The organism is Anaerorudis cellulosivorans, assembly GCF_025943985.1.
GTDB classification, from domain to species: Bacteria; Bacteroidota; Bacteroidia; order Bacteroidales; family Dysgonomonadaceae; genus Anaerorudis; species Anaerorudis cellulosivorans.
Genome location: NZ_JAPCWE010000008.1, coordinates 85566 through 107525 on the forward strand (window position 1 = coordinate 85566; position 21960 = coordinate 107525).

General features: G+C 37.2%; 18 protein-coding genes and 1 pseudogene. All 19 read right to left on the bottom strand.

Features of this window, described 5'->3' with window-relative positions; translation table 11 throughout:
* Positions 1-93: 93 nt before the first annotated feature.
* Positions 94-657 (bottom strand): PIN domain-containing protein, encoded by a 564-nt coding sequence (locus OLM34_RS06185; RefSeq protein WP_264405954.1) that lies wholly within the window; start codon positions 655-657, stop codon positions 94-96.
* Positions 647-1102, bottom strand: coding sequence for an excisionase family DNA-binding protein (locus tag OLM34_RS06190; protein ID WP_264405956.1), 456 nt, complete (start codon positions 1100-1102; stop codon positions 647-649). The genes OLM34_RS06185 and OLM34_RS06190 overlap by 11 nt, the downstream gene beginning before the upstream one ends.
* Positions 1103-2049: 947 nt before the next feature.
* A pseudogene (locus OLM34_RS06195) lies at positions 2050-3941 on the bottom strand (polysaccharide biosynthesis protein); the annotation flags it as partial.
* 69 nt (positions 3942-4010) lie between these two features.
* On the bottom strand, positions 4011-5870 hold the full coding sequence (locus OLM34_RS06200) for a hypothetical protein (RefSeq protein ID WP_264405958.1): 1860 nt from the start codon (positions 5868-5870) through the stop codon (positions 4011-4013).
* A 440-nt stretch (positions 5871-6310) separates the two neighbouring features.
* Positions 6311-6730: a hypothetical protein gene (locus tag OLM34_RS06205; protein WP_264405960.1), complete on the bottom strand. Its 420-nt coding sequence runs from the start codon at positions 6728-6730 to the stop codon at positions 6311-6313.
* Between the two features lie 79 nt (positions 6731-6809).
* Positions 6810-7592, bottom strand: coding sequence for a hypothetical protein (locus tag OLM34_RS06210; protein WP_264405961.1), 783 nt, complete (start codon positions 7590-7592; stop codon positions 6810-6812).
* Between the two features lie 128 nt (positions 7593-7720).
* Positions 7721-8308: a sugar transferase gene (locus OLM34_RS06215; RefSeq protein WP_264405963.1), complete on the bottom strand. Its 588-nt coding sequence runs from the start codon at positions 8306-8308 to the stop codon at positions 7721-7723.
* A gap of 2 nt (positions 8309-8310) precedes the next feature.
* Positions 8311-9522, bottom strand: coding sequence for a DegT/DnrJ/EryC1/StrS family aminotransferase (locus OLM34_RS06220; protein ID WP_264405965.1), 1212 nt, complete (start codon positions 9520-9522; stop codon positions 8311-8313).
* A gap of 2 nt (positions 9523-9524) precedes the next feature.
* Positions 9525-10121, bottom strand: coding sequence for a GNAT family N-acetyltransferase (locus tag OLM34_RS06225; RefSeq protein WP_264405966.1), 597 nt, complete (start codon positions 10119-10121; stop codon positions 9525-9527).
* 1 nt (position 10122) lies between these two features.
* Positions 10123-11316 carry a glycosyltransferase family 4 protein gene (locus OLM34_RS06230; protein WP_264405967.1) on the bottom strand — a complete coding sequence of 398 codons (1194 nt, stop codon included), beginning with the start codon at positions 11314-11316 and terminating at the stop codon, positions 10123-10125.
* 2 nt (positions 11317-11318) lie between these two features.
* Positions 11319-12452 carry a non-hydrolyzing UDP-N-acetylglucosamine 2-epimerase gene (wecB, locus tag OLM34_RS06235; protein WP_264405969.1) on the bottom strand — a complete coding sequence of 378 codons (1134 nt, stop codon included), beginning with the start codon at positions 12450-12452 and terminating at the stop codon, positions 11319-11321.
* A 132-nt stretch (positions 12453-12584) separates the two neighbouring features.
* Positions 12585-13250, bottom strand: coding sequence for an RloB family protein (locus OLM34_RS06240; RefSeq protein ID WP_264405971.1), 666 nt, complete (start codon positions 13248-13250; stop codon positions 12585-12587).
* An 8-nt stretch (positions 13251-13258) separates the two neighbouring features.
* Positions 13259-14557, bottom strand: coding sequence for an AAA family ATPase (locus tag OLM34_RS06245; protein ID WP_264405972.1), 1299 nt, complete (start codon positions 14555-14557; stop codon positions 13259-13261).
* Positions 14558-14719: 162 nt separating this feature from the next.
* A complete protein-coding gene (locus tag OLM34_RS06250; RefSeq protein ID WP_264405973.1) occupies positions 14720-15862 on the bottom strand; it encodes a capsular polysaccharide biosynthesis protein CapF in 1143 nt (380 codons plus the stop codon).
* Positions 15859-16899: a polysaccharide biosynthesis protein gene (locus OLM34_RS06255; protein WP_264405974.1), complete on the bottom strand. Its 1041-nt coding sequence runs from the start codon at positions 16897-16899 to the stop codon at positions 15859-15861. The genes OLM34_RS06250 and OLM34_RS06255 overlap by 4 nt, the downstream gene beginning before the upstream one ends.
* 59 nt (positions 16900-16958) lie before the next feature.
* On the bottom strand, positions 16959-18173 hold the full coding sequence (locus OLM34_RS06260; protein WP_264405976.1) for a glycosyltransferase family 4 protein: 1215 nt from the start codon (positions 18171-18173) through the stop codon (positions 16959-16961).
* Positions 18174-18247: 74 nt separating this feature from the next.
* Positions 18248-19435, bottom strand: coding sequence for an O-antigen ligase family protein (locus OLM34_RS06265; protein ID WP_264405978.1), 1188 nt, complete (start codon positions 19433-19435; stop codon positions 18248-18250).
* A 59-nt stretch (positions 19436-19494) separates the two neighbouring features.
* Entirely contained in the window at positions 19495-20439 is a 945-nt protein-coding gene (locus OLM34_RS06270; protein ID WP_264405980.1) for a hypothetical protein, read from the bottom strand.
* An 8-nt stretch (positions 20440-20447) separates the two neighbouring features.
* Positions 20448-21911: an oligosaccharide flippase family protein gene (locus tag OLM34_RS06275; RefSeq protein ID WP_264405982.1), complete on the bottom strand. Its 1464-nt coding sequence runs from the start codon at positions 21909-21911 to the stop codon at positions 20448-20450.
* Positions 21912-21960: the final 49 nt, after the last annotated feature.

Sequence of the window (21960 nt, forward strand, 5' to 3'; positions counted from 1 at the left end):
TTTGTTGCACTACTATAGGGTAAAGCAAAGTATGAGCGGGAAAGGCAACTGTTGGGATAACAGCGAAAATATCAATTATTCGGCAAGGTTGAATTAAAGAAGGGCATGCAGGTAGTCGGCAGTATCTTTCAGTCCATTTCTTCTTAAACACTTCAAAACTTCGTATTCATCTAATTCAGGATTTTTTTTGTTAAGAACCATCTCTTTGAAAGCCTCAATCGCAATTTCAGTGTTCAAGTCAATGATATCCGTCAGGAAATCATCCGGTGTTTTAATTTTCAGCCCATATTTATCCAGAACATCTTCCGGGAAATCCTTTATATTGTTCGAAACAATTACATGTGCATTCGTTTTAATGGCTGGGGCCAATACATGCCTATCTTTTTCATCCGGCAATTCAAGATGCTCAATAAGAGTTTCGTAATGTGTCACCAAAGCATCGGGAAAGGCATTGTTCAGGTTAAGTGTACGTTTTTCTGATTCATCCGGCAAAACACCTTTTCTATGCATCACATCCTTCCATTCATCAAAAATATGATGACTCCATTTTGGTGTATACAAATCATAGTAGGCAAACCAGAGAAGAAGATCTCTGATAATTACCGGATAAATCACATTGGTATCTAGGACTGCCGTAAATCGAACACTATGAATCATAAAGCCCTAAATCTTCATCTGCATGCATCATTTCAATGAGCCGTTTCTTTTGTTCCTCTTTCATTTTCTTTTTGTAGTCAATCAAATCCTCATATTTAATACGACGATGTTTTCCTACTTTTGTATATTCAATTTTTCCCTCCTCCAATAATTTCACGAGATAGGGTCTTGAACATCCCAAAATTTCCGAAGCTTTTTGCGTTGTCACTTCTGTTGCAAGAGGTACTATCGAAATAGGCTTACCCTGACTCATTGCCTTTAGTATTTCACCTAATAAATTCAATGCTTTTACAGGAAGAATAATTCTCTCTCCGGTTTCTTCAATTTCAATTTCCGCCTGATCCGATTTTAACTGCTCAATCGAGGAAATGAGAGAAGTGTAAGACTCCAGTGCTAATTTTCGCTCATGTTTATTAGGCTTTTTTATATCATTTGTCATTTCCATAACTGTAGTTTTTAATGTTGGAACTGTAAATATAAACGAAATATTCGAATCATATGAAATATTCAGAATATTTAACTCGCTAATCTTGATATTCCGATGATGCCCACCCAGTGATTCACATATGTTGTTCATACCGCAGAGCCTTGCCCCTTAACCGCCTGATGTTGGCAGTAGTTGTATCCCCTCACGGTTCGCTCTTCTGTTATCCACAGGGACTTTGTCAAGAAAGCTTCACACCACCGGATTACTCCTGTCGCATGTTCCTTTAGGCTACTATTAACGGAACTATTGCGTCAAGCCAAATGGGCAGAGCCAAGCTTGCTTGAGCTCTGCCATGGCGAGCAATAGTAGAATAAAATTCAATAATAGGTTTAGTCACGCTCGCTGAACAGTTATTTAATCGACTTCTTGTCGCACTTTCTTTGGCCAAAGATATGAAATATAAACAGAAATGTTTATTTTTCGGCGTCTTTTTCATTGATAAGTTGCAACTTCCGAATGAAGATGAGGGGGAATGATATGCCGCTTGGATGTAAGTGGTTGGGGAAGATTTAAGTGCTACTCGTTGGTAGTTGGGAAGGTTGGGGTTGGGGTTAGGTTGAGGTGAGATTTAAGGATTGGCAGAGTGGAAATCACCGGAGTATCCGGGGTGGAAGGGAAGGCCGGGTTTAGATCGAGATGAGATTTAAGGATTGGTGGAGTGGGGAATGGTTGGGTAGATTAGGGATTGGCGGAGTGACGATGGTTGGGGAAGATTTAAGGGTTGGCAGAGTGAGGATGGTTGGGGTGGAGATTTAAGGGTTTTAGGAGTGAGTTGCGTCGTGTGCAGCTTCGTTGGTACCGGCAACAGGTATAACGTATGTTGCGGCATCTCCCCGAGTTGTTTTCGGGGAAGCGTTTGAGGGATGAGTAGCCGCTGCGTCAGCGGTAGCGGCAAAAGGCACGTCGTCAAGCGAAGCGTAAGGCGAGTTCAGGCTGTGAAACTCCGGAACAATCTCCTTCATCTTGCGTACCGTCTTCATGTCGTCATATTCATACGACAGTTGGATCAGCTCCTCAATCTCCCTTTTCGCCACTTCATATTCGTACTCCCGCACCTCGGCAATCATAATTTTCTCGTGGTGCGTCGGCTTGGTATACTCCTCTATGTTCAGCAACTCCTCATACAGCTTCTCGCCCGGCCGCAGCCCCGTGAACCGTATTTGTACCTCCTTGCGCCCCGAAAGCCCGATCATCTTCTTGGCCAGATCCACAATTTTACCGGCTTTCCCATGTCAAACACGTAAATCTCGCCGCCTTTGCCCATCGAGCCCGCTTCCAGCACCAGCTGGCACGCCTCGGAAATCGTCATGAAATATCGGATGATTTCCGGATGTGTCACCGTCACCGGTCCCCCGTTGCGTATTTGCTCTTTAAACAGCGGAATCACCGAACCGTTCGACCCCAGCACATTGCCGAAGCGCGTGGTAATGAATTGCACCGAGTGTCCTCCCTGCCGCTGCAGGTACTTGGCCAGCGACTGAATATAAATCTCGCAAATCCGCTTCGAACACCCCATCACGTTCGACGGGTTCACCGCCTTGTCCGTCGAAATCATCACAAACTTTTCCACACCATATTCCACAGCCAGGTCGGCCACGATCTTCGTCCCCAGCACGTTCGTCTGAATCGATTCCGACACGTTCTCCTCCATCATCGGCACATGCTTGTAAGCCGCCGCATGAAAAATATACTGCGGGCGTGTCTCCTCAAAAATCCGTTTCATTCGCGAACCGTTCGCCACATCCGCCACAAAAATCTGCGTATCCACCTCACACCATTTCTCCTTCATCTCCAGCCGCATATTGTTCAACGGCGTCTCCGCCTGATCCACCAAGACAATCGTGTACGGATTAAAAGCCGCCACCTGTCGCACAATCTCACTGCCGATGGAACCCGCCGCACCCGTCACCATCACCCGCTTCCCCTCAATGTGCGAAGCAATGTGCTGCATGTTTATCTGTATCGGTTTGCGCGGCAGCAAATCTTCAATCTCGATCTCCCGCAACTGCGACTTCCTCGTCAGTCCCCCCGTCAAATCGCTCAGCGGCGGCGTGGTCAGCAACGCAATGTTCCTTTCGAAAAACCGGTCGAGCAGCGGTGTGTTCATCACCCCCTCAATCTTTTGAGGTGACACTATCACCATATCCACCCCCTTTTTCTCCATCACGTCAAACAGCCTTTCGTCGTTGGCATACACATTCACCCCCATCAGCGTTTTCCCTATCATCGGCACTTCGTCAGAGATAAACCCCGCAACGCGGTAATTAAATTCGGGATTGCCGTTCAGTGAGCGCGCGATGCTTATACCCCCCTCTTTCGTGCCGTAAACAAACACATTGTGTAATGCTTTAGACTGATGTGTCACGTATTCGTAAAACTCCTTGATACAAATCCGCGAAAACACCATCAACATCATGTTGAGTACATAAGTAGAGAAAAACAGCATTTCCGAAATGCCGTATGAAGGATGACGAAACGAGAACGTTTTCAGCAGAATATACGACAGACCGTAACCCAACGTAAGCGAATAAACGATCTTCAGCAAATCGGTAAAAGCCGAGAAACGCAAAATTCCGCTGAAGGTGCGAAATACCATAAAGAAGATCACGTTGAATACCACCAGCATCAGGGTAATCCAAAACCCCTCCATGCGCATGTTCGTACTGAATCCGTCGAAGCCGTAACGCAAAAAATACGTCAGCAGGCACGAGAAAACAATCATGACTACGTCGAGAATCAGTATCGAAAAACGCGACAATACCCTGTTCGACAGGTACTCTTCAATTAACTTTCTCATTTGTGCTTCTCTAATTTTTTTACAAATATAAAACAAAAATTAATATTGTACACTAAACGCAGGATGAATTTAGTGGTTAGATAATGACTCATTCGAGAAATAACGCTCCAGTCTGTCATACCATTCCTGGAGCCAGTCGGCAAAATTCAAAAGATTGATCCCCCTTTCTTTGAATTTCAGAAAATGTTTATAACCTTCTTGACTGTTGCTCAGGCAACAGTAATAGTGAGCCAAACGCAAATGATACTCAGCAATCATAAGTGCATTTTCAGCTTTATTCATGATAGGTAGAATTTTTGCAATCAAACGATACCCTTCTTCGTAAAGCCGGATGAAGCTTTCCGACTGTGTATCGATCCTATATGTATTAATAATAACATCCATAGCACATGTGACCTCATCCAATTTTAAAAACAATGAATCCAATAAATTCATTGCAAGGGAATGCTTTTCATCAAAAAGGATCAGTTGATCAAGTATCTTGAGTTTTTCAGATAGCTGTTTTATGTATTGTTCAAAACTCGGTATAGTCAGGTTTAACGTTGCTATCTTGGCTTTAAACTTAATGTACGATCTTTTCTTAACCACATTTTCATTTCGCAATTTTGCTATCTCATGATCAATATCTACAGTATCAAGTTTTTTGATGCATTTATCCATCAAGGCAATAATTCTTTTCTCATCCTGAGATCCGTAACGCGAACTTGCAATTCCCAAAATTTCATTCGTGACCCACTGTATCAGAGAAAAATCGGTTTCCAATATGTCATCCAATTTCCTTTCAACTTCCGATAAAACCTCTTCAAATAAAATATCATGATTGAAGCAAATACGTAATAAGCTGATCAAAAAGGGATATCTTTTTGACTTTGAAGCCCTATGGTATTCATCAAAAAGTGTTCCAATCACTTTTTCCAGACTCTCGGTATCGCCTTTTTGCCTATAATATATTAGCTGAACATTTGCTATGTGAATACGTTGATCTGTTGTAAATGTCGGCAACGATTTAACATAATTTTGGTACAATTCTTCCGCTTTTTCAGTGTTGCCCGAATGCAAAAAATTAAATATCAAATTAATCGATGCCGTATCTATATTAGATTTAATTTGTTGACTTGTAGCGAAAGATTTTTGGGAATAATCGGACCAATCAATATTTTCAGATCTGTTTTCTGCAATTACTGCCAGATTATTTTCCGCTATCTGTTTATACAATGCATTCGAGGTGGTTGCAAGTAGTTTTTGATTCAACTCTTCCGATAAATCTAAATTCAGTTTTTGGTATGCCACTATCGATTCAACATAAAGTTTATCCTCCTCTTTCAGTAAATGTTTAATGGAATCATATTTATTTTCCCAAGATCTAATGGCTTGCGTGTCGCAATAGATATTAAACTGCTGAATCAGAAAGACGCGTTTTTCTTCATCGGTAAGTTGCAACTTCTGAATATCATCCATTATATCGAAACATAGGGGATAGATACCCTGATTATGCATAAAATGAAGGCACATCAATCCATATCTGTATTTGCCTAATTGAGAAATAAATAACTTTCTATTATTAACATAAAAGTCGGTATAATCATCTATATCCTGAGTTAGCAATTTCTTTTCCAGTGACTTTATTAAATAATATTCGTAAGAAACCTTCAAGGTAGAATTAACCAGATAAATGTAAGCAAAAACAAGAGTTGAAGCAGAAATCGACAACCAGGTATATTTTATGGAAAATAGTTTTATGCTATTAAATATCAAAATGATAAGTATAATACCTGCATACCAAAAAGGTAAAGACTTCTGTCGTGGATTCTTGTTGTAATCTTTTTTAATGTAAGAATAAATTATTGGAACAAATAATAGGAGGTATGCAATCCATAGTTTCCCATTTCGTAGATTTTCAATAAAATCGTTTACATTTATTTCAAACATGGTTAAATTACCGGACAAAGATTACGATTAGCAGGTGATTGTTGAATGATGAATGGAGGTTGGCGAATGGTAATTAGTACATCTCTTTAATGACGCTGGCAACGCGTCCGATGCCCGCGCAAATGTTGCTCATGTGGTAATTATACCCGATGTGCGAATGCTGATAATGCGGCGCGTTGTCTCGTGCCTGCGTGGCGAAGAATTTCGTCTGCTTTCATTAGCAATTGTCATTAGTGTAGCATAAAGCTTGAACAATTCTCCCCATTAGGGCTACTTGCAATACTACTTTAATGAATTTTGTAATCATAGCTGTGAAGTTTTTAATTAAAATCATTGTTATCAATGAAGAAAATGTTAAAACTCCAACTTATGGACATTGTCATCTCAATAATAAAAATAACCTTTATAATCAGATTCTTTAGTTTTTAAAATGAAGACAATTATTTTTCTGGAAACAAATCCAATTGTTGCTCTGGGAGTTTAGGTAAATTGTTTGCAGGAATTAATCCTTTCGAATAACTAATTACTTCTTTATCATTACTATAAATCACGTTTGCATTATATGCAAGTGCAGTTGCTACAACCATAAAGTCAGCCTTCATTTTTTCTCTCCTAATCCCATTATCATGTGCAAACTGCTTCAGATTATTGAATTTATCATGTAATAAATTGGCATATATTACTGCACATAAGGTATTAAATTCACCAATCATAAAATTCTCTGAGATAACCTTCATATATACAGGGTACGTTTCATTTGGTTCAGGGGCAAGTATTTCAGCAATAACAACTGTAGGTATCAGAATATGATGCCCATCCTCATCTGCCTTTTTAAAAAAATGCAGAGCCCTTTCAATCATGTTTTCTTGGCCGTCCGTACATTGTTTTTTAATACCCCAGATAAATATCTGAGAATCTATACAATAAATCATTACATAATTATTTTCTAAAAAGTGCTTCGTTTATTTCATTTTCGGAATTATAGTTATCCCAAATGCCACTGGTAATATTATTTTTTATTTCGTTTATTGCATTAAAAGTATTACACCCGTTATACGGAACAACACTATTAAATTTAAATTTTATTACTTGATATGTTTTAGCGTCCCACATAGCAGATCCTTTTAATCCTATATATTGATACAGATTAACTGCCAGTTTTTGAGCATCTTCCTCAGAAATATCAATTATTATCTTATTCTCTTCATTTATTTTTAAGTGTAGATTTGGTTTCTCACCTCCAATATCGGTTAACTTTCCATATAAAATTGTTTCACCTTCAAACACACCATAATCAATTTTATTTATTATTGTCTCTTTGGTAATTGAAGCCAGACTTCGATCATCCAATTTAAAAGTTGCTATACAATTATATTTTCTTGCGAATTTTGCAATTTTATTTAATGATTCCACAGACTTTGCAGGTAAATTAGAATAATCGTTACTGTTTATACCGTCTGAGATTAGCTGGTAACTTGCGAGTATTAATGGAATGGATAACAATGGTTTGAAAAAAATATCCAGGCTTTTATCCCCGATATTAATGAAGGAAAAAAGTATCTGATCTGTGTCTATTTCCGGATTATTTTCTTTAATAACATTCAATAAAATCTCCTCAAAGTTAACAACCTGGGTTGCTATCTCTGATGGCTTCACAGTGTATGGGTTAATACCATTACCACTGAAATTCAATTCTAATATGTTATCATTATATTCTGCCATAAAACGCAAATATATTTGTTTTCTCGCGATTTAATCATGAATATTGCAAAAAAAATAATTTACTCCTATTTTTTAAATAATATTTTAAACCATCCATAAGGTATTACCATTGTAGAACTAAATCAATATTATTTTACAATCTTTCCCAAAGTCATAAAAATGATTTTGAAATATTCCTTTACTGAGCGATTTTCGATATATTTCATGTTGTACCTGATTTTTTCGGGTATGATGACCTCTACGTACGTCTTTTCGGGATCGTCAGATTTAGCCAACACTTCATTTTCATCAATATAATGAATCGATGCATAATCTGTGAGTCCCGGTTTTACAGACAACACTTTTCGTTGTTCCGGTGTGTACATTTCCACATATTTACGAACCTCGGGGCGAGGTCCCACCAAACTCATGTTCCCACGCAGTACATTCACCAGCTGAGGCAACTCATCCAGTTTGTATTTTCTAAGAAAACACCCTGCACGGGTAACTCTTGGGTCGCATTCCCCGACAGTAATCAATCCTTTTTTATCGGCATTCACAACCATTGTTCTGAATTTATACAACCGAAAATCTTCATCATTCTTTCCTACACGTAATTGCTTATAAAATACGGGCCCTTTTGAATCGACTTTAATCCATACGGCTAATACAAGAAATAAAGGGGAAAGAACAACCACACCAAGAGAAGAAAAAAGAATATCAAAAAAACGAATCATTCTTATTTTACTTTATCATAAGCAGTAATTACTGCATCAATCACACACCGAACTTGCTCATCAGTAAGTTGAGGGTAAATGGGTAAAGAAATTTCCCTTTTATAATTATTGTATGCTACCGGATAATCGGCTATGTCGTAGCCCTGTTGGTTAAAAAACGACAACATAGGCATCGGTATAAAATGCACATTCACAGCCACTCCTTTTCTGGCAATCTCATCGATCATCGCATCCCGTTTTTCCTCTGTAATATCTTGTATCCGCAGGGCATAAATATGGTATGAAGTTTCTCGTCCCTCTTTTTTTGCTGGAGGAAGGATAGCCCAGTCGCATTTACTAAAAGCATCATCATACATTTGGAATACCCTTTTTCGTTCTTTTAGAAGTTCATCGTATTTCCGTATTTGTGCCAGTCCGATGGCCGCATTTACATCTGCCATATTGATTTTCATTCCAAACCCTACAATATCATAACGCCAGCCCCCGGCTTTGCTTTTAGAAAAAGCATCTTTTGTCTGGCAATTCAAACTCATCTGACGTAACTCTTTATACAATTCCTCATTATCAAATGGAGCAGGAAGATTCAAACATATGGCCCCGCCTTCGGCTGTTGTTACGTTTTTGACGGCATGTAATGAGAATATGGCAATATCGGTTTCGCTTCCGGTACGTATTTCTTTTTCGTACCAAGCCCCCAGTGAATGAGCTGCATCATTCAGCACCAAAATTCGTCCCAATTTTCGTTGGTTTTCAGTTTCAGGCAAAAACAAAGCTTTTATTTCAGGTTCGTTGACCAATTTCATGATAGCATTGTAATCACAAGGGAAACCGGCAATATCCACAGGAATAATTGCTTTTGTTTTTGAAGTGATAGCTTTCCATATGGCTTCAACAGAAATATTAAAATCGTCTCCCGAATCTACCATCACCGGTTTGGCACCCGCATGCATCACAGCCAATGCCGTTGCACAATACGTATATGCCGGAACAATTACTTCGTCGCCTTCTTTGACGCCCCACCATTTGAGCATCATGATGGCTCCCGAAGTCCACGAATTGACGCATAATACTTCTTTTGTCCCGGTAAACCGTTTGATTTCGTTTTCCAATGCTTTCACTTTCGGACCGGTTGTTATCCAGCCCGATTGCAACGCATCTACTACTTCGTTTACTACATCTTGATCAATATATGGAGGAGAAAATGGAATTTTCATATTCATAAGTTTTTAATCAATCGATACATTTTCCTATTAGGATATGCAATAAAGTCATACATTATTTCATAGTTCATTGCCTGATAAAACTTCAGCGTCTTATCATTGTCGTAAAAGTCTGTTGTAAGCGACAATTGTTTTATTCCTTTTTCACGCAATATCTTTTCCAAATCAGAAAGGAGAAGTTTACCAACACCTTTTCCTTGTGCTGCGGGAGATACACCAATGGATAACAATTCAGCATAGTTCCCTTCGTCAGGCACAGACGGATTTGATTTGGAGAAATTTTTCAGCAAACGTAACAAAGCTTTGGGATTTCTAAAAATGATCGATAACCCGATTTTTGCAAATTGGTAAAAATTCTTTTTTACCAGATATGTATTGAACCCAGCTGAGAAAGTTGTAGCTGCACAGAAGCCCAATAAAATTCCATCCTCAAAACAACCGAGTAAAATACCCCGATCGTTTTCCCTTATAGCATTATAGTAAGTAAAAAGAAAGTTTTTTCCTAATCCGGAAAGAAAGAATCCCTTAAAGGCTTCTAAATGAATATCTGTAAGTGTCAATATTTCCTCCCTGTCAGGTATTCTGTTATCCATATTATTTGGGAATTAGCTTTTCAATCAAACCCGTAAGTTTCGTCAAATTTGCCTCTTTCGAAAGCTCCTTCAATGCATAATCTCTGCTATTTTGTCCCATTTGGTTCAATTTTTCTTTCGACAAATTGCATGCATTATGCATAGCGTCTGTAAGTAGTTCTATTTCTTCAGGGGGCACAATGATGCCGCATTCACCTTCTTTTATGATCTCAGCCACATCTGTGTTATCTTCGACACAGGCTATCACAGGTTTGGCCGAGAGTAAGTAAGCTGTAAGTTTAGATGGCGTTGCTGTTTGGGCAATCCCTTTCTTTAAGGGTAGAATTAGCACATCAGCTTTCGATTGCAATTCAGGCACCTCATCGGGTGATACTTCCAAAAATTCGATGGATTCATTATTTAAATCATTTGCCAGTTGTACACATTTTGCTTTATCTGGTCCGTTACCTGCAATAATCAATTTGGTTTTTCTTTGCAGTAACTTATTATACGCTTTTATCACATTTTCGACACCTGCACTCGGTGCAATTGAGCCCACATACATGAAAATAAAATCTTCAGACTCTTTTTCTTTAGGAATATAGTTCACAAAAGCATCGTCATCTTGCCAATTCCTGATCAGTTCAAATTTCGATCTATGCACTCGTCGTGTTGAAGACAAATAATCAATCATAGAATTGGATATTCCCAATATCAGAGTAGCTTTCAACAAAATCGACTGATCCATCGGTAGAAAAATCTTAGTTATCGTTTTATTTAAGACAATGGGTAATTTTTTAGCAATTGATTCTGGATAGATGTCTTGCACATGTAAGACGGAAGGAATGTGATATTTTTTTGCTGCTTTCACCGCCTCTTTCTGGGCAAATAGCGGCCATGTGTTTACATAAATAACATCTATATCACTTTTATGTTCCAGAATATATTTCGCACAATACTTCCCAAAACTTATACTCTCTCTCAAACGGCCAATAATCTTTGATTCAGGTGATGTAAATGAGGGTAAATGTACTACCTCATACGGTAGTTTATCCTTCTTTTTAGAGAAATGATATCCTTGCGGTCGTGTCGGTTCCGGACAAAGTACGGTTACCTGATGAGTAACCGACAATCTTTCGGCAATATCTCTGGATAACATCGCAGTAACCAATGGTTCAGGAGGGAATACAGCAGAAATAATTACAACTCTACTCATACTTACTCACCCCACACAACCCGTTTAATGTAATCCGTATAAGAGATGATAATGCGAACTACCTTATCGCTCACGTTTGGCATGCTGTAATCGGCTACCGGACGGAAATTGCGATCCGAACCAATCTCCTGGAACTGCAACTGTACCAATCCCTGCATCACCCGTTCGGGATTCAGCCCCACCATCATCACCGATGCCTCTTCCATCGCTTCTGGACGTTCATGTGCTTCTCGGATATTCAGTGCCCGGAAATTCAAAATGGACGATTCCTCCGATATGGTTCCGCTATCGGACAACACGGCATACGCATTTATCTGCAACCAATTGTAATCACTAAACCCCATCGGTTTCATCAGCTGTACCAACGGATGAAAACGCACCTGCTTTTCTTCAATCATTTTTCGCGTTCGCGGATGAGTAGAAACAATCACGGGAAAACCATAGTGTTCCGCAATCAAATTGAGAATTTCCACCAGATGAAAGAAATTCTTTTCCGAATTGATGTTTTCTTCCCGGTGTGCCGAAACCACAAAATATTTTTCCTCTTCAAGCCCCAATTGCTCCAAAACCGGGGATTGTTGAATTTTCGGCAGATATTGCATCAGCACCTCATACATCGGACTACCCGTTTTGATGATCCGGTCGGCCGGCAACCCTTCCCGTAGCAGGTATTCCCGTGCAATGGAGCTGTAAGTAAGATTGATATCCGCAATATGATCCACGATTTTGCGGTTGCTTTCTTCGGGAACGCGCTGGTCGAAGCAGCGATTGCCCGCTTCCATGTGGAAGATGGGAATGTGACGCTTCTTGGCTGCAATAGCGCAAAGGCAGGAGTTGGTGTCACCCAGTACCAGAAAAGCATCCGGCTGCTCTTTTCCCAGTACCGGATCGATGTTGATAAGAATTTGCCCTGCCGTTTCGGTCGCATTCTTTCCGGCTGCATTCAAGAAGTAGTCCGGCTTGCGAATCTCCAAATCGTTGTAAAATATTTCGTTGAGTTCGTAATCGTAGTTTTGCCCCGTATGCACCGTCACGTGCTCAATGGCTTCCGATTCGTCCAGCTTGGCCATGACGCGCGAAAGACGAATGATTTCCGGACGTGTACCGACTACCGTCAATACTTTCAGTTTCTTCACTATTTTATTGTTTTGTCGTTGTTTTTAAAGCTGCTTTACGTATTTTATTTGGATTTTTTTGTACCCCATAGCGGTTTAGCAAAAAGAAATCCAACTAATTTGCTTATATGGTTATCCTGAACTTACTTTTGTTTACTCCTGGAAATATTGCTTTAATTCATCGCAAAGGAACAATGCATCCATCTCACACATTCCTTTTTCAGGATTTTCTTTATCAAAACCACCTAACGCTTTCGCGTTATTGATAGCATTGTTTAAATAAGGTTTGAGGCGGATATAAATATCATTGTCTTTTTTTTTAAAATAACGTTCCGATTTTTCATAGTCTTGCAGATATCGCTTCAATTTTACTGTAACCTCATCACAATTTCTGTATGTTTTCCCTGAAGCATCAAAATGCAACAAAAACCAGTACTCCAAACATGGATTATTGACTATAACGTTCACATTCATAAAATCTTCATCCTTTTTCTTCTTAAAATCCAGGTCTCTTATCAATGCGATGAAGCTCTTTAGAGCTGTATCTGTTGATTTAGCTTCTCTTGTCTCTTTTAATATCACATCCAGGTCAACTATCCAAAAAACTCTATCATACTCACTCTTTGCCTGTTTACAAACGAGATCAAACTGATCCTTCAGTGTTTTCTTTTGTGGAATTTCGGGTTGAATATTAATCCGTATATTTCTATCTTTTTGCTCGTTTTTCTTAAACATTTGAAGATACCAAATCTCGGTTTCACCATCCACAACAAAAGCAAATGTTGGAATTTCTTTTTTTGCCTTTCCTGTTTTCCTCATAAATTATTTTATTCATTTAATTCTATATATGTATCATCAGGGTTTGGAGTAGCACCTAACTTCCCACTTTTATATGCATTAAGTACATTGGTTGTATCCCGTACTACCGAGCTGTCAAAATCAGCAAGCGAATAGAGCTCCGTTGCGCAATTCTCATCCATGTCTGTAAACCAAATGGCATCATTTCTGAAAATATCCTTGTTATTTAATATCTCCCTATTATGTGTGGTTGCAATTATTTGTGATTCTTTTGTATTTAACAAAAAAGTAAGCAGGAAATGTTCGTACAGATCAGGATGTAACGATGACTCCAATTCATCGATTGGGAGAATTACCGAACTTCTTAACCCCTCCGATAAGAGCCCTGCATATCCATAGTATCTTTTAGTCCCTTCTGACTCTAACCTGAATTGTAGTGGGTATTTTTCCTGATTCACTGTATGTTCTAATCTTAGTTCAACAGTTTTGAACTTTTCATCTACATTAGGCAGATCTTTAGTTTTATTTGAATTAGCAAATTCTTTCTTCAAAAATTCTAAATAGTGGGGTGGAAGTTTTTCTTCTTTCTCCTGAATTATTATATCAGATATATGAAAATCAGCCTTTTTTAGTATCTCTATTATATCATTTCTATTAATCTTCCCTTCTGAAATTTTTTCAGTAACATATATTTCTAAACTCGTTCTAGGCATAACCATAGGCCTCAAGTGAAATCTAAACCATTCAACCACCTGCTTCAATTCTTTAAAATCGATATTAGTTTTCAAATAGCCACCCAAAACAGTGTTATTCCATAAGGTATTCGCCTCAAGAGCTTTTTCAAAGGTCTTATCAATCTTTATTTTACTGCCAAATGTAATTTCCGTTAATTGATTTGATAAGTCTGTGGTTCTCTTATAAAGATTAGCCTTATATGGATTATAAAAATAGAGTTCCTCACTTACGATTGCTGTTTTAATAAACTCAACTTCATAAAGATATTTTATGTCTTCGTGAATAAATTCGAGAGCTAATAGCGAAGTCTTATTGGGCGTTTCGGGATCAAAAAGAAATGGTTCAAAATGCAATTCATCTGTTTTCTTATCGTTTGGCTGTAAGACGATATCCCGTAGAAAATCAAGTGCCTTAAGTATTGTTGTCTTACCCGATGCATTTGGCCCGTATATCAAGGCAAGCTTCAAAAGTCTCATTTCGCCGACGCGCATCACGTATGCATCTTCAAGATGATTGGTTTTTGTGGCCTCGAAAGACAGAGTCTGCCTGTCTCTTATAGAGCCAAAATTCTGTATGGAAAAATTGATAATCATATTTTGTAGGTTTAAATTGTAAATCTCTTACAAAATTAGATATATTAATCCATATATTATCAATTTAATATGTTAAATTTGCAGAACGGCTACACGTTTTCTTCAATCGTCACCCATTTACTGTGAAAAAGCTCATTTCAAATTTGTAATCTCCCGGTGATGTTATACAGGTAAAAAGTATGTATCCGGATTCTCGGGATCGAAAGGCTCATTTGCCCACATGATGGTTACCATGTCGCTATCACCTAAATTTTCAATATTGTGCGTATATCCTACCGGAATATCCACCACCTCCAATTTATCGCCCGAGACAAAATATTCTTGCACCTTTTCCTCATCAATCTTCCGGAAACGAATCACTCCTTTGCCACTCACCACCAGAAACTTCTCGTTCTTGGTATGATGCCAGTGGTTTCCTTTGGTAATGCCCGGTTTGGAAATATTCACCGACACTTGTCCTCGATCGGACGATTTCAGAAACTCGGTAAAGGAGCCCCTTTCATCTACATTCATTTTAAGGGGATAGGAGAATTGATCCTCCGGCAGATAGCTCAGGTAGGTTGAATAGAGCTTCTTCGTGAAAGCATCCGACAGATCAGGCACCTGCAGGTTTTGCCTACTCTCTTTAAAGGAATAGATCAGATCGACAATCTCACCCAGTGTGATTCGATACTCGGTGGGCACCTTGCAAAAATCACCCTCTTTATTCGGATGACCTTCTAAGGCGGCGATCAGCTCTTTCACCACATCATCGATATAGACCAGCGTCATCTGCACCTTTGGGTCGTTCACTTGGATCGGCAAGTCTCGGGCAATATTATAGCAAAACGTGGCCACTGCACTGTTGTAATTGGGGCGGCACCATTTTCCGAAAACGTTTGGGAAACGATACACATACACCTTTGCTCCTGTTCCTTCGCTATATCGAAACAGCAGTTCTTCTCCCGCTTTTTTTGAAATCCCGTAAGGATTATCCAACTCGGCCTGAATGGACGATGCAAGCATGACGGGGCACGTATTGCCGTATTTTCGCAACGTATCCAGCAGAACCGAAGTAAATCCGAAGTTCCCTTCCATGAATTCCGACTGTTCTTTCGGTCGATTCACCCCCGCCAGGTGAAAAACGAAATCGGCTTCCCGACAATATTCGTCCAATAAACCGGAATCGGTATCTATATCGTATGCAAAAACAGTCAAATCAGAAGGAATTCGCTCCTCTTTGGCTTTTCCTTCTTTAATGTTGTTGAGCTGCGCTATCAAGTTTTTGCCGATAAACCCTTTGGCGCCGGTAATCAAGATATTCATAGGCTGTGAATTTGTTGTTCCAATGCCTCGATGTCGCTTTTGACTTCAGGCAATTTCAGCAACAGTTGCTTCATCTCTTCCACATCCAGCCGATGGGTATTGTGCGAATGATATTCTTCCACTTTTGTCATATCCTCCATACCTTCCACAAAATATTTGTCGTAATTCAAATCGCGGTCATCTATGGGGATACGGTAATAATTTCCTTTGTCTTGCGCACGAAACATTTCCTCACGGGTAACCAGCGTTTCATACAACTTTTCACCGTGACGGGTGCCGATGATTTTGATTTCGTTATCGGCGCGATACAGTTCTTTCAATGCCTTAGCCAGTACCATCAACGTAGCAGCCGGTGCTTTTTGCACAAACAAATCGCCATTCACCCCGTGTTCGAAAGCATACAATACCAAATCCACCGCATCGTCGAGCGTCATCATAAAGCGCGTCATGTTGGGATCGGTGATGGTGATCGGTTTCCCGTTTTTGATCTGGTCGATCCACAGCGGAATCACCGAACCGCGACTCGCCATCACGTTTCCGTAGCGCGTACAGCAGATCACCGGTTCCTTGTCGCCCAACGCACGTGCTTTGGCCACCGCCGTTTTTTCCATCAGCGCTTTGCTCATACCCATCGCATTGATCGGATACGCCGCTTTGTCGGTACTCAGCACCACCACCCGTTTAACACCGTGTTCGGCTGCCGAATCCAGCACATTTTGCGTACCCATGATGTTGGTTCTCACCGCCTGAATGGGGAAAAATTCGCACGAAGGCACCTGCTTCAATGCTGCGGCATGAAAGATATAATCCACCCCGATCATCACATCGTCCACCGACCGCTTGTCCCGCACATCGCCGATATAGAATTTGATTTTAGGATTCTGATATTGATGCCGCATATCATCCTGCTTCTTCTCATCGCGACTGAAGATACGAATCTCTTTGATATCAGTATCCAAGAAGCGTTTCAATACGGCATTACCGAATGAACCGGTACCGCCAGTGATCAGTAGAATTTTGTTGGTAAATTGTGACATATAATTTTAATTATCTCTTTATTTTGATATTCAAAAGACAATGAAAAACTCTCAGAACTCTATTTGTTCAGTAGTTCCTTATACAACTCAATATACTCCCGGTAGCGATCCTCTTTCCTGTAAAGACGATGTGCTCGTTTCACACAAGCTTCTGAGTAAGATTGTTTCCCTTTTTCTTTGATTTGTGTTATAGCTTTTACAAGACCCTTTATATCACCGGGATCAACTATTAAACCGGTCGAGTCATCAACTAATTCCGGACTTGCAGTAGTATTATAAACTATTCCGGGTGTACCACAGGCAAAACCCTCAACTGTTGTCAAACCAAAAGTTTCCTCATAAGAGATGTTCATCACAACATCCGCAGACGAATAAAACTCTGCCAATTCTTGTGTACTCTCGGTGCGAGTAATCCCAATGATATTCTCCGGAAGTATCTTAATTTGATCTTCTTTTAGGCCGACAAGTACTATTATTTCATCATCCTTCAGTGTTTTACTTAGTTCGATGAAATCATGCAATCCTTTTCTTCTCCCCCATTCTGTTGCCACTCCAAGCAGAATAAATTTGTCGGCCAATCCATACTTTATCCTAACATTATTTCTACTTTGAGGTGAAAAGACATTCACATCGATACCGTTATTTATAACCCGAATAGGATAATCTTTTAAGTATGATTGTTTTACAATATCGGCTAACCAATTAGAAACAGGAACTATTGTCATATCATGTACTGATGTGAACAATTTTCTCTTTTTCGTATAGTTTTGTTTTGATCTGTCTAAAAAATAGCTGCTGGGGTAATCTTTTTTTTGCGGACAACTGAAACACTGCGTTTTCCATTTTTCACATTCAACAAATGTAAAATAAGCACAATGTCCTGTTATTGGCCAGCAGTCATGAAAAGTCCATACAACAGGAATATTTGCGTCCTTTAAATATCGAAAAAGTATTTCGATGTTGATGTAGTAACCATGTATGTTATGCAGATGGATGATATCCGGCTTTATCTTTTTTATTTGCTCCACAAACTCCCTGGTTGCAGCTGTTGAAGCGAGCCCATGTCTGTCAAACAACCGCGTTTGCAAGCCATGCATCCTGATATCCCAATCACTCCCAATCTTTATCAATTCCGATTGACTTGTCCGGGCGTGTCTGCCGTAGGCAATATAACTCTCCCAACCAGCCGCAATAGCTGTTTGTCCTATCTCCTCAGCAATGCGACCTGTGGAGCCGGAATTTACTACGGAGTTTATTTGGAGAAGTTTATTCATTTCGTTGGTTTATGTTATATTATAAATGAAATTAAAACAACAAAATATAAGTCAACGACTTTTTTAGAGTTGACTTATATATTTTTACTATTGCCGTTTTTTTTGTTAATAAATATATAGTTGTTTGAAAAACCCAATATCAACCAAAAAAATATGCTCAGTATACTTCCTGCAGCTAATATATAACCTTCAAATATCATATGTACACCAAAAAAAATCAATAATGACAAAAGAAAATATTTTGTACTATCGTTTGTTTTAATTTTCCATAGATTTAAGAATATAGAAAAAAACAACATAAAAAAACTAATAAAACCGACTACACCCATTTGGGATAATAATCCAAGCCAAGAAGATCCTAGCTCAATTGAGTCAATTTCAGATCTATATCCAGCAGATTCTTTTAAAACATTTGAAAAACCTATCCCAATAATTGGACTATATTTAAATTCAGTTATTCTTGAGTTCCACATCGCCGTTCTAGAATTATTTCCACCCATATTATCTTGAATCTCAAATTTCAACAATATACCATCCATTTGATTACGCCATATTGGATATGAAAGTCCTATAATAATGATAAAAACAACGAAAGATTTTATTAATTTCGATAAATTCTTACTTGTCACAAGAAAATAAAATAGAATACTAATTAAACATCCTATAATTGCAGATCTGGATGCAGTTGCGATTATAATTACTAAACTTGCGAATACTAAAAGCAGGTATATTATTTTTTTTATAATCTTACTGTTTTTCCAAAATTGTTGTTTATTTGATACTAAATAAATAATACAAATAGCAGAAATTGGGGCTAAGACCATTGACTGTTCTGTAATACCTGCAAAATATACTTGACTACCTAATAATGGAATTGACAATAAAACTATTAAGAAAAATAAAAATATAAAAATATAAATTATCCTCTTATTAAAATCATATAAGGGTTTGCTTTTAAATAAAGGTCCAAAAGTTATTATCATCATCAGAAATGCCAGATAACGAGCATAAGGTGAAAATTTAGAAGGTATAACATTCAATAGTATAGAAATAAAAGCTATAATTAAAAATAATAAAGTGTTTTTATCAACTCTGGTGCCATATATCAACACATACGAAATAACTATAAAAAATAAGATAGAAAGAGCTACATAATATAATGTTGCAGAAATATCGATGAATGTTATAACCCTTAAAGTTAGTATAGATACACAAATAAATAAAATAACATTTAAAATATTATTGTTTGTTTTATTAGACATAGGAAATTGGAGGTTTTAATATAAAATTTAGTCGTTTTTATTTTTAAAATTAATTAAAGTCAAATTTCCCGTTGAAATTCCTTCTTAATATTCATATACAGTTCTTTATAATTAGTACTTGCAATATTATATTCAATTATCTTTTTATCAGAGACAAAGTTAAGCATTGCAGCCGAACCTTCATGTATTATTACTAATGTATCTGCTATTTCAATAAAAAGAGATATTAATATTTCCGCAGGCATGGTGCTATCTGGATAATAATCAAATTGATGCAGATTAGTAGAAATTGAGTTCTTATCTATATGAGGATGAAGTTTAATTACCTTTATATAATCCGGATATAAATTGTAAATATCCTCATATTCTGGATTTATTGTCCAAGAAGTTAAATATAATAATATATTCTTACCTCTCCAATTGTCAATTTTTTCCATAGAATAATATATTTTAATATCGTCCAAGGAATTAACATGATTTATAAGAGGTTGTTTGAATGAAAGTATTTGTTTTTTTTTATTTGTATTAACAATTGATTTGAAGACTTCTGGATGATAAAGATATATACCTTTAGTTCTGAATGAACCTCCAGACCAATTTTTCCCAAAAAAGAAATCAATGAAGAATTTAAAGAAATTTATTCCTTTTCCCTCTGGTTGTCTTAACGCTGAAGCGTATGAAGCTAATCCTTCTTCATAAACATAAATATCTACAGGATACAATAAAACTAATAAAAATCTCAGAAGTATCCCCATATCGGAATCTAAATATATTCTAGAATACTCTGATTTATGTCTTAATATATTAAACAAAGCTTTATGCTTTGATTCTGCAAAAAAAATCTTATCCCAATATTTTGATCGATTCTCCATGTCTAAAGCAAATTTACCCGCATTAGAAAATGTATTTGTAATGTAGCAAACTTTGTCGTTGTTATCTTCAATATTGGTTGCATTTACATATTGAATGGGTTTAGTTACAATGTAACAACTCTTCTTTTTCATAGGTGAAATTAAATGTTTATAAAGTTAGGATTCTTAATTAATTTAATTCCTAAATCTTTAATTCCTTTTAAATCATTTAAATTAAGAAGCATATAAACAACAAATGGAATAGTAAAATAAATATCAGGTGCAGCAAGCATGATAAGCAGTATACTAAAAATAAATGGTACAGCCATCCTCCAAGGAAAAATGTCCTTTATTATTTCTATTAATGTAATAGGAAGTCGTAACACCTTTCTTCCGTAAAAAGCTAATAAGAATGCAAATATAAAATAAGCTATCATTGTTGGAAACATTACATAATCAAATTGAACTTTTAAACCTGAAATAAATCCAAACGCCAGTAATATGTTCAATATCAAAATGGAGAATGCAAGATGAGACAGAATCTTTTCCTTTCCTCTAGCCGCAAGTAAATTATTATAACCAAATAAATTTGTAGTAAGTACTACTGTCAAAGCAGTAACTTTGAACAAGTAATTCACATGATTGTATTGAGGAAATAAAATAAGAAACAAAGGGAATATCATTATTACAAAATGAATGAGCAGATGAGAAAGAGATATGTATGAAGATCTAACTTCTTTTAGTATATTTTTTATATGATTCAAATCTGAATTTGCAAAACGATGGGTTATTTTGGGTGTTACCAGATATGATATCGAATTCAATAAAAGTAATATCGCATTTGCCAATGAAAATGAAAAAGTAAAATACCCATATTCCTCTACACTATAGCTTTCACTAATGAATGATTTTGTTGTAATCAAAATAAATGCAAAAGAAGAATTGTATATAAACAAATGCCAGCCTTTTTGTTGAATGTATTTAATAAACTTGATATCAAATGAAAATTTTAATTTTATGGGAGTCCGATAAAGAAATAAAATTAATGATATTAGGACTGACACAATATTTACAAAAATAATTGCCCACAGTAAATCTTTGCCTTTGAAAAAAAAAACCACAAGGAAAGTTAATATTGTGAATAAAGACTGATTTACGGTAATAGCAAATATCTCGCCGAATACTCTGAATACATTAGATAATAGACTATTAAAATGAGTAGCTACTGCAATAATGAAAACAGGTATTACAAACGTAGTGAATTCGAATTTTTCTCCAATATTGATACCAAATATAAAACTCAAGACAATTAATAACAGGATAAAGATACACAGACCTGCCATCATTGTTAGACTATTATTTATCACTTTTTTTACATATTCTTCTTTATCCTTATTCACAGAAATAATTACATTTAATGAATAAGGAATACCTAAATTGAATTGATTAATATAACCTAATACTAAATTGATAAAACCCCAAATACCTAAGTAATAAGGGCCTAAGTAAACAGCAATGAAAAGAGAATTAACAAATTGGATGATATAAGTTCCATATCGACTTAATACATATAAAATTGCTGGATTTTTAAATACTTGTTTTAAAGTTGAAGTAATTCTTTTCATTATCAAATTTGTTCCAATTGTAGTCTGTGTACTTACAAAAAGTAAACTT

Bases quoted from the DNA above. Each gene is read 5' to 3' on its own strand.
- OLM34_RS06185 (WP_264405954.1), bottom strand. From the start codon at position 657: ATGATTCATAGTGTTCGATTTACGGCAGTCCTAGATACCAATGTGATT.
- OLM34_RS06190 (WP_264405956.1), bottom strand. From the start codon at position 1,102: ATGGAAATGACAAATGATATAAAAAAGCCTAATAAACATGAGCGAAAA.
- OLM34_RS06200 (WP_264405958.1), bottom strand. From the start codon at position 5,870: ATGTTTGAAATAAATGTAAACGATTTTATTGAAAATCTACGAAATGGG.
- OLM34_RS06205 (WP_264405960.1), bottom strand. From the start codon at position 6,730: ATGATTGAAAGGGCTCTGCATTTTTTTAAAAAGGCAGATGAGGATGGG.
- OLM34_RS06210 (WP_264405961.1), bottom strand. From the start codon at position 7,592: ATGGCAGAATATAATGATAACATATTAGAATTGAATTTCAGTGGTAAT.
- OLM34_RS06215 (WP_264405963.1), bottom strand. From the start codon at position 8,308: ATGATTCGTTTTTTTGATATTCTTTTTTCTTCTCTTGGTGTGGTTGTT.
- OLM34_RS06220 (WP_264405965.1), bottom strand. From the start codon at position 9,522: ATGAAAATTCCATTTTCTCCTCCATATATTGATCAAGATGTAGTAAAC.
- OLM34_RS06225 (WP_264405966.1), bottom strand. From the start codon at position 10,121: ATGGATAACAGAATACCTGACAGGGAGGAAATATTGACACTTACAGAT.
- OLM34_RS06230 (WP_264405967.1), bottom strand. From the start codon at position 11,316: ATGAGTAGAGTTGTAATTATTTCTGCTGTATTCCCTCCTGAACCATTG.
- OLM34_RS06240 (WP_264405971.1), bottom strand. From the start codon at position 13,250: ATGAGGAAAACAGGAAAGGCAAAAAAAGAAATTCCAACATTTGCTTTT.
- OLM34_RS06245 (WP_264405972.1), bottom strand. From the start codon at position 14,557: ATGATTATCAATTTTTCCATACAGAATTTTGGCTCTATAAGAGACAGG.
- OLM34_RS06250 (WP_264405973.1), bottom strand. From the start codon at position 15,862: ATGAATATCTTGATTACCGGCGCCAAAGGGTTTATCGGCAAAAACTTG.
- OLM34_RS06255 (WP_264405974.1), bottom strand. From the start codon at position 16,899: ATGTCACAATTTACCAACAAAATTCTACTGATCACTGGCGGTACCGGT.
- OLM34_RS06260 (WP_264405976.1), bottom strand. From the start codon at position 18,173: ATGAATAAACTTCTCCAAATAAACTCCGTAGTAAATTCCGGCTCCACA.
- OLM34_RS06265 (WP_264405978.1), bottom strand. From the start codon at position 19,435: ATGTCTAATAAAACAAACAATAATATTTTAAATGTTATTTTATTTATT.
- OLM34_RS06270 (WP_264405980.1), bottom strand. From the start codon at position 20,439: ATGAAAAAGAAGAGTTGTTACATTGTAACTAAACCCATTCAATATGTA.
- OLM34_RS06275 (WP_264405982.1), bottom strand. From the start codon at position 21,911: ATGAAAAGAATTACTTCAACTTTAAAACAAGTATTTAAAAATCCAGCA.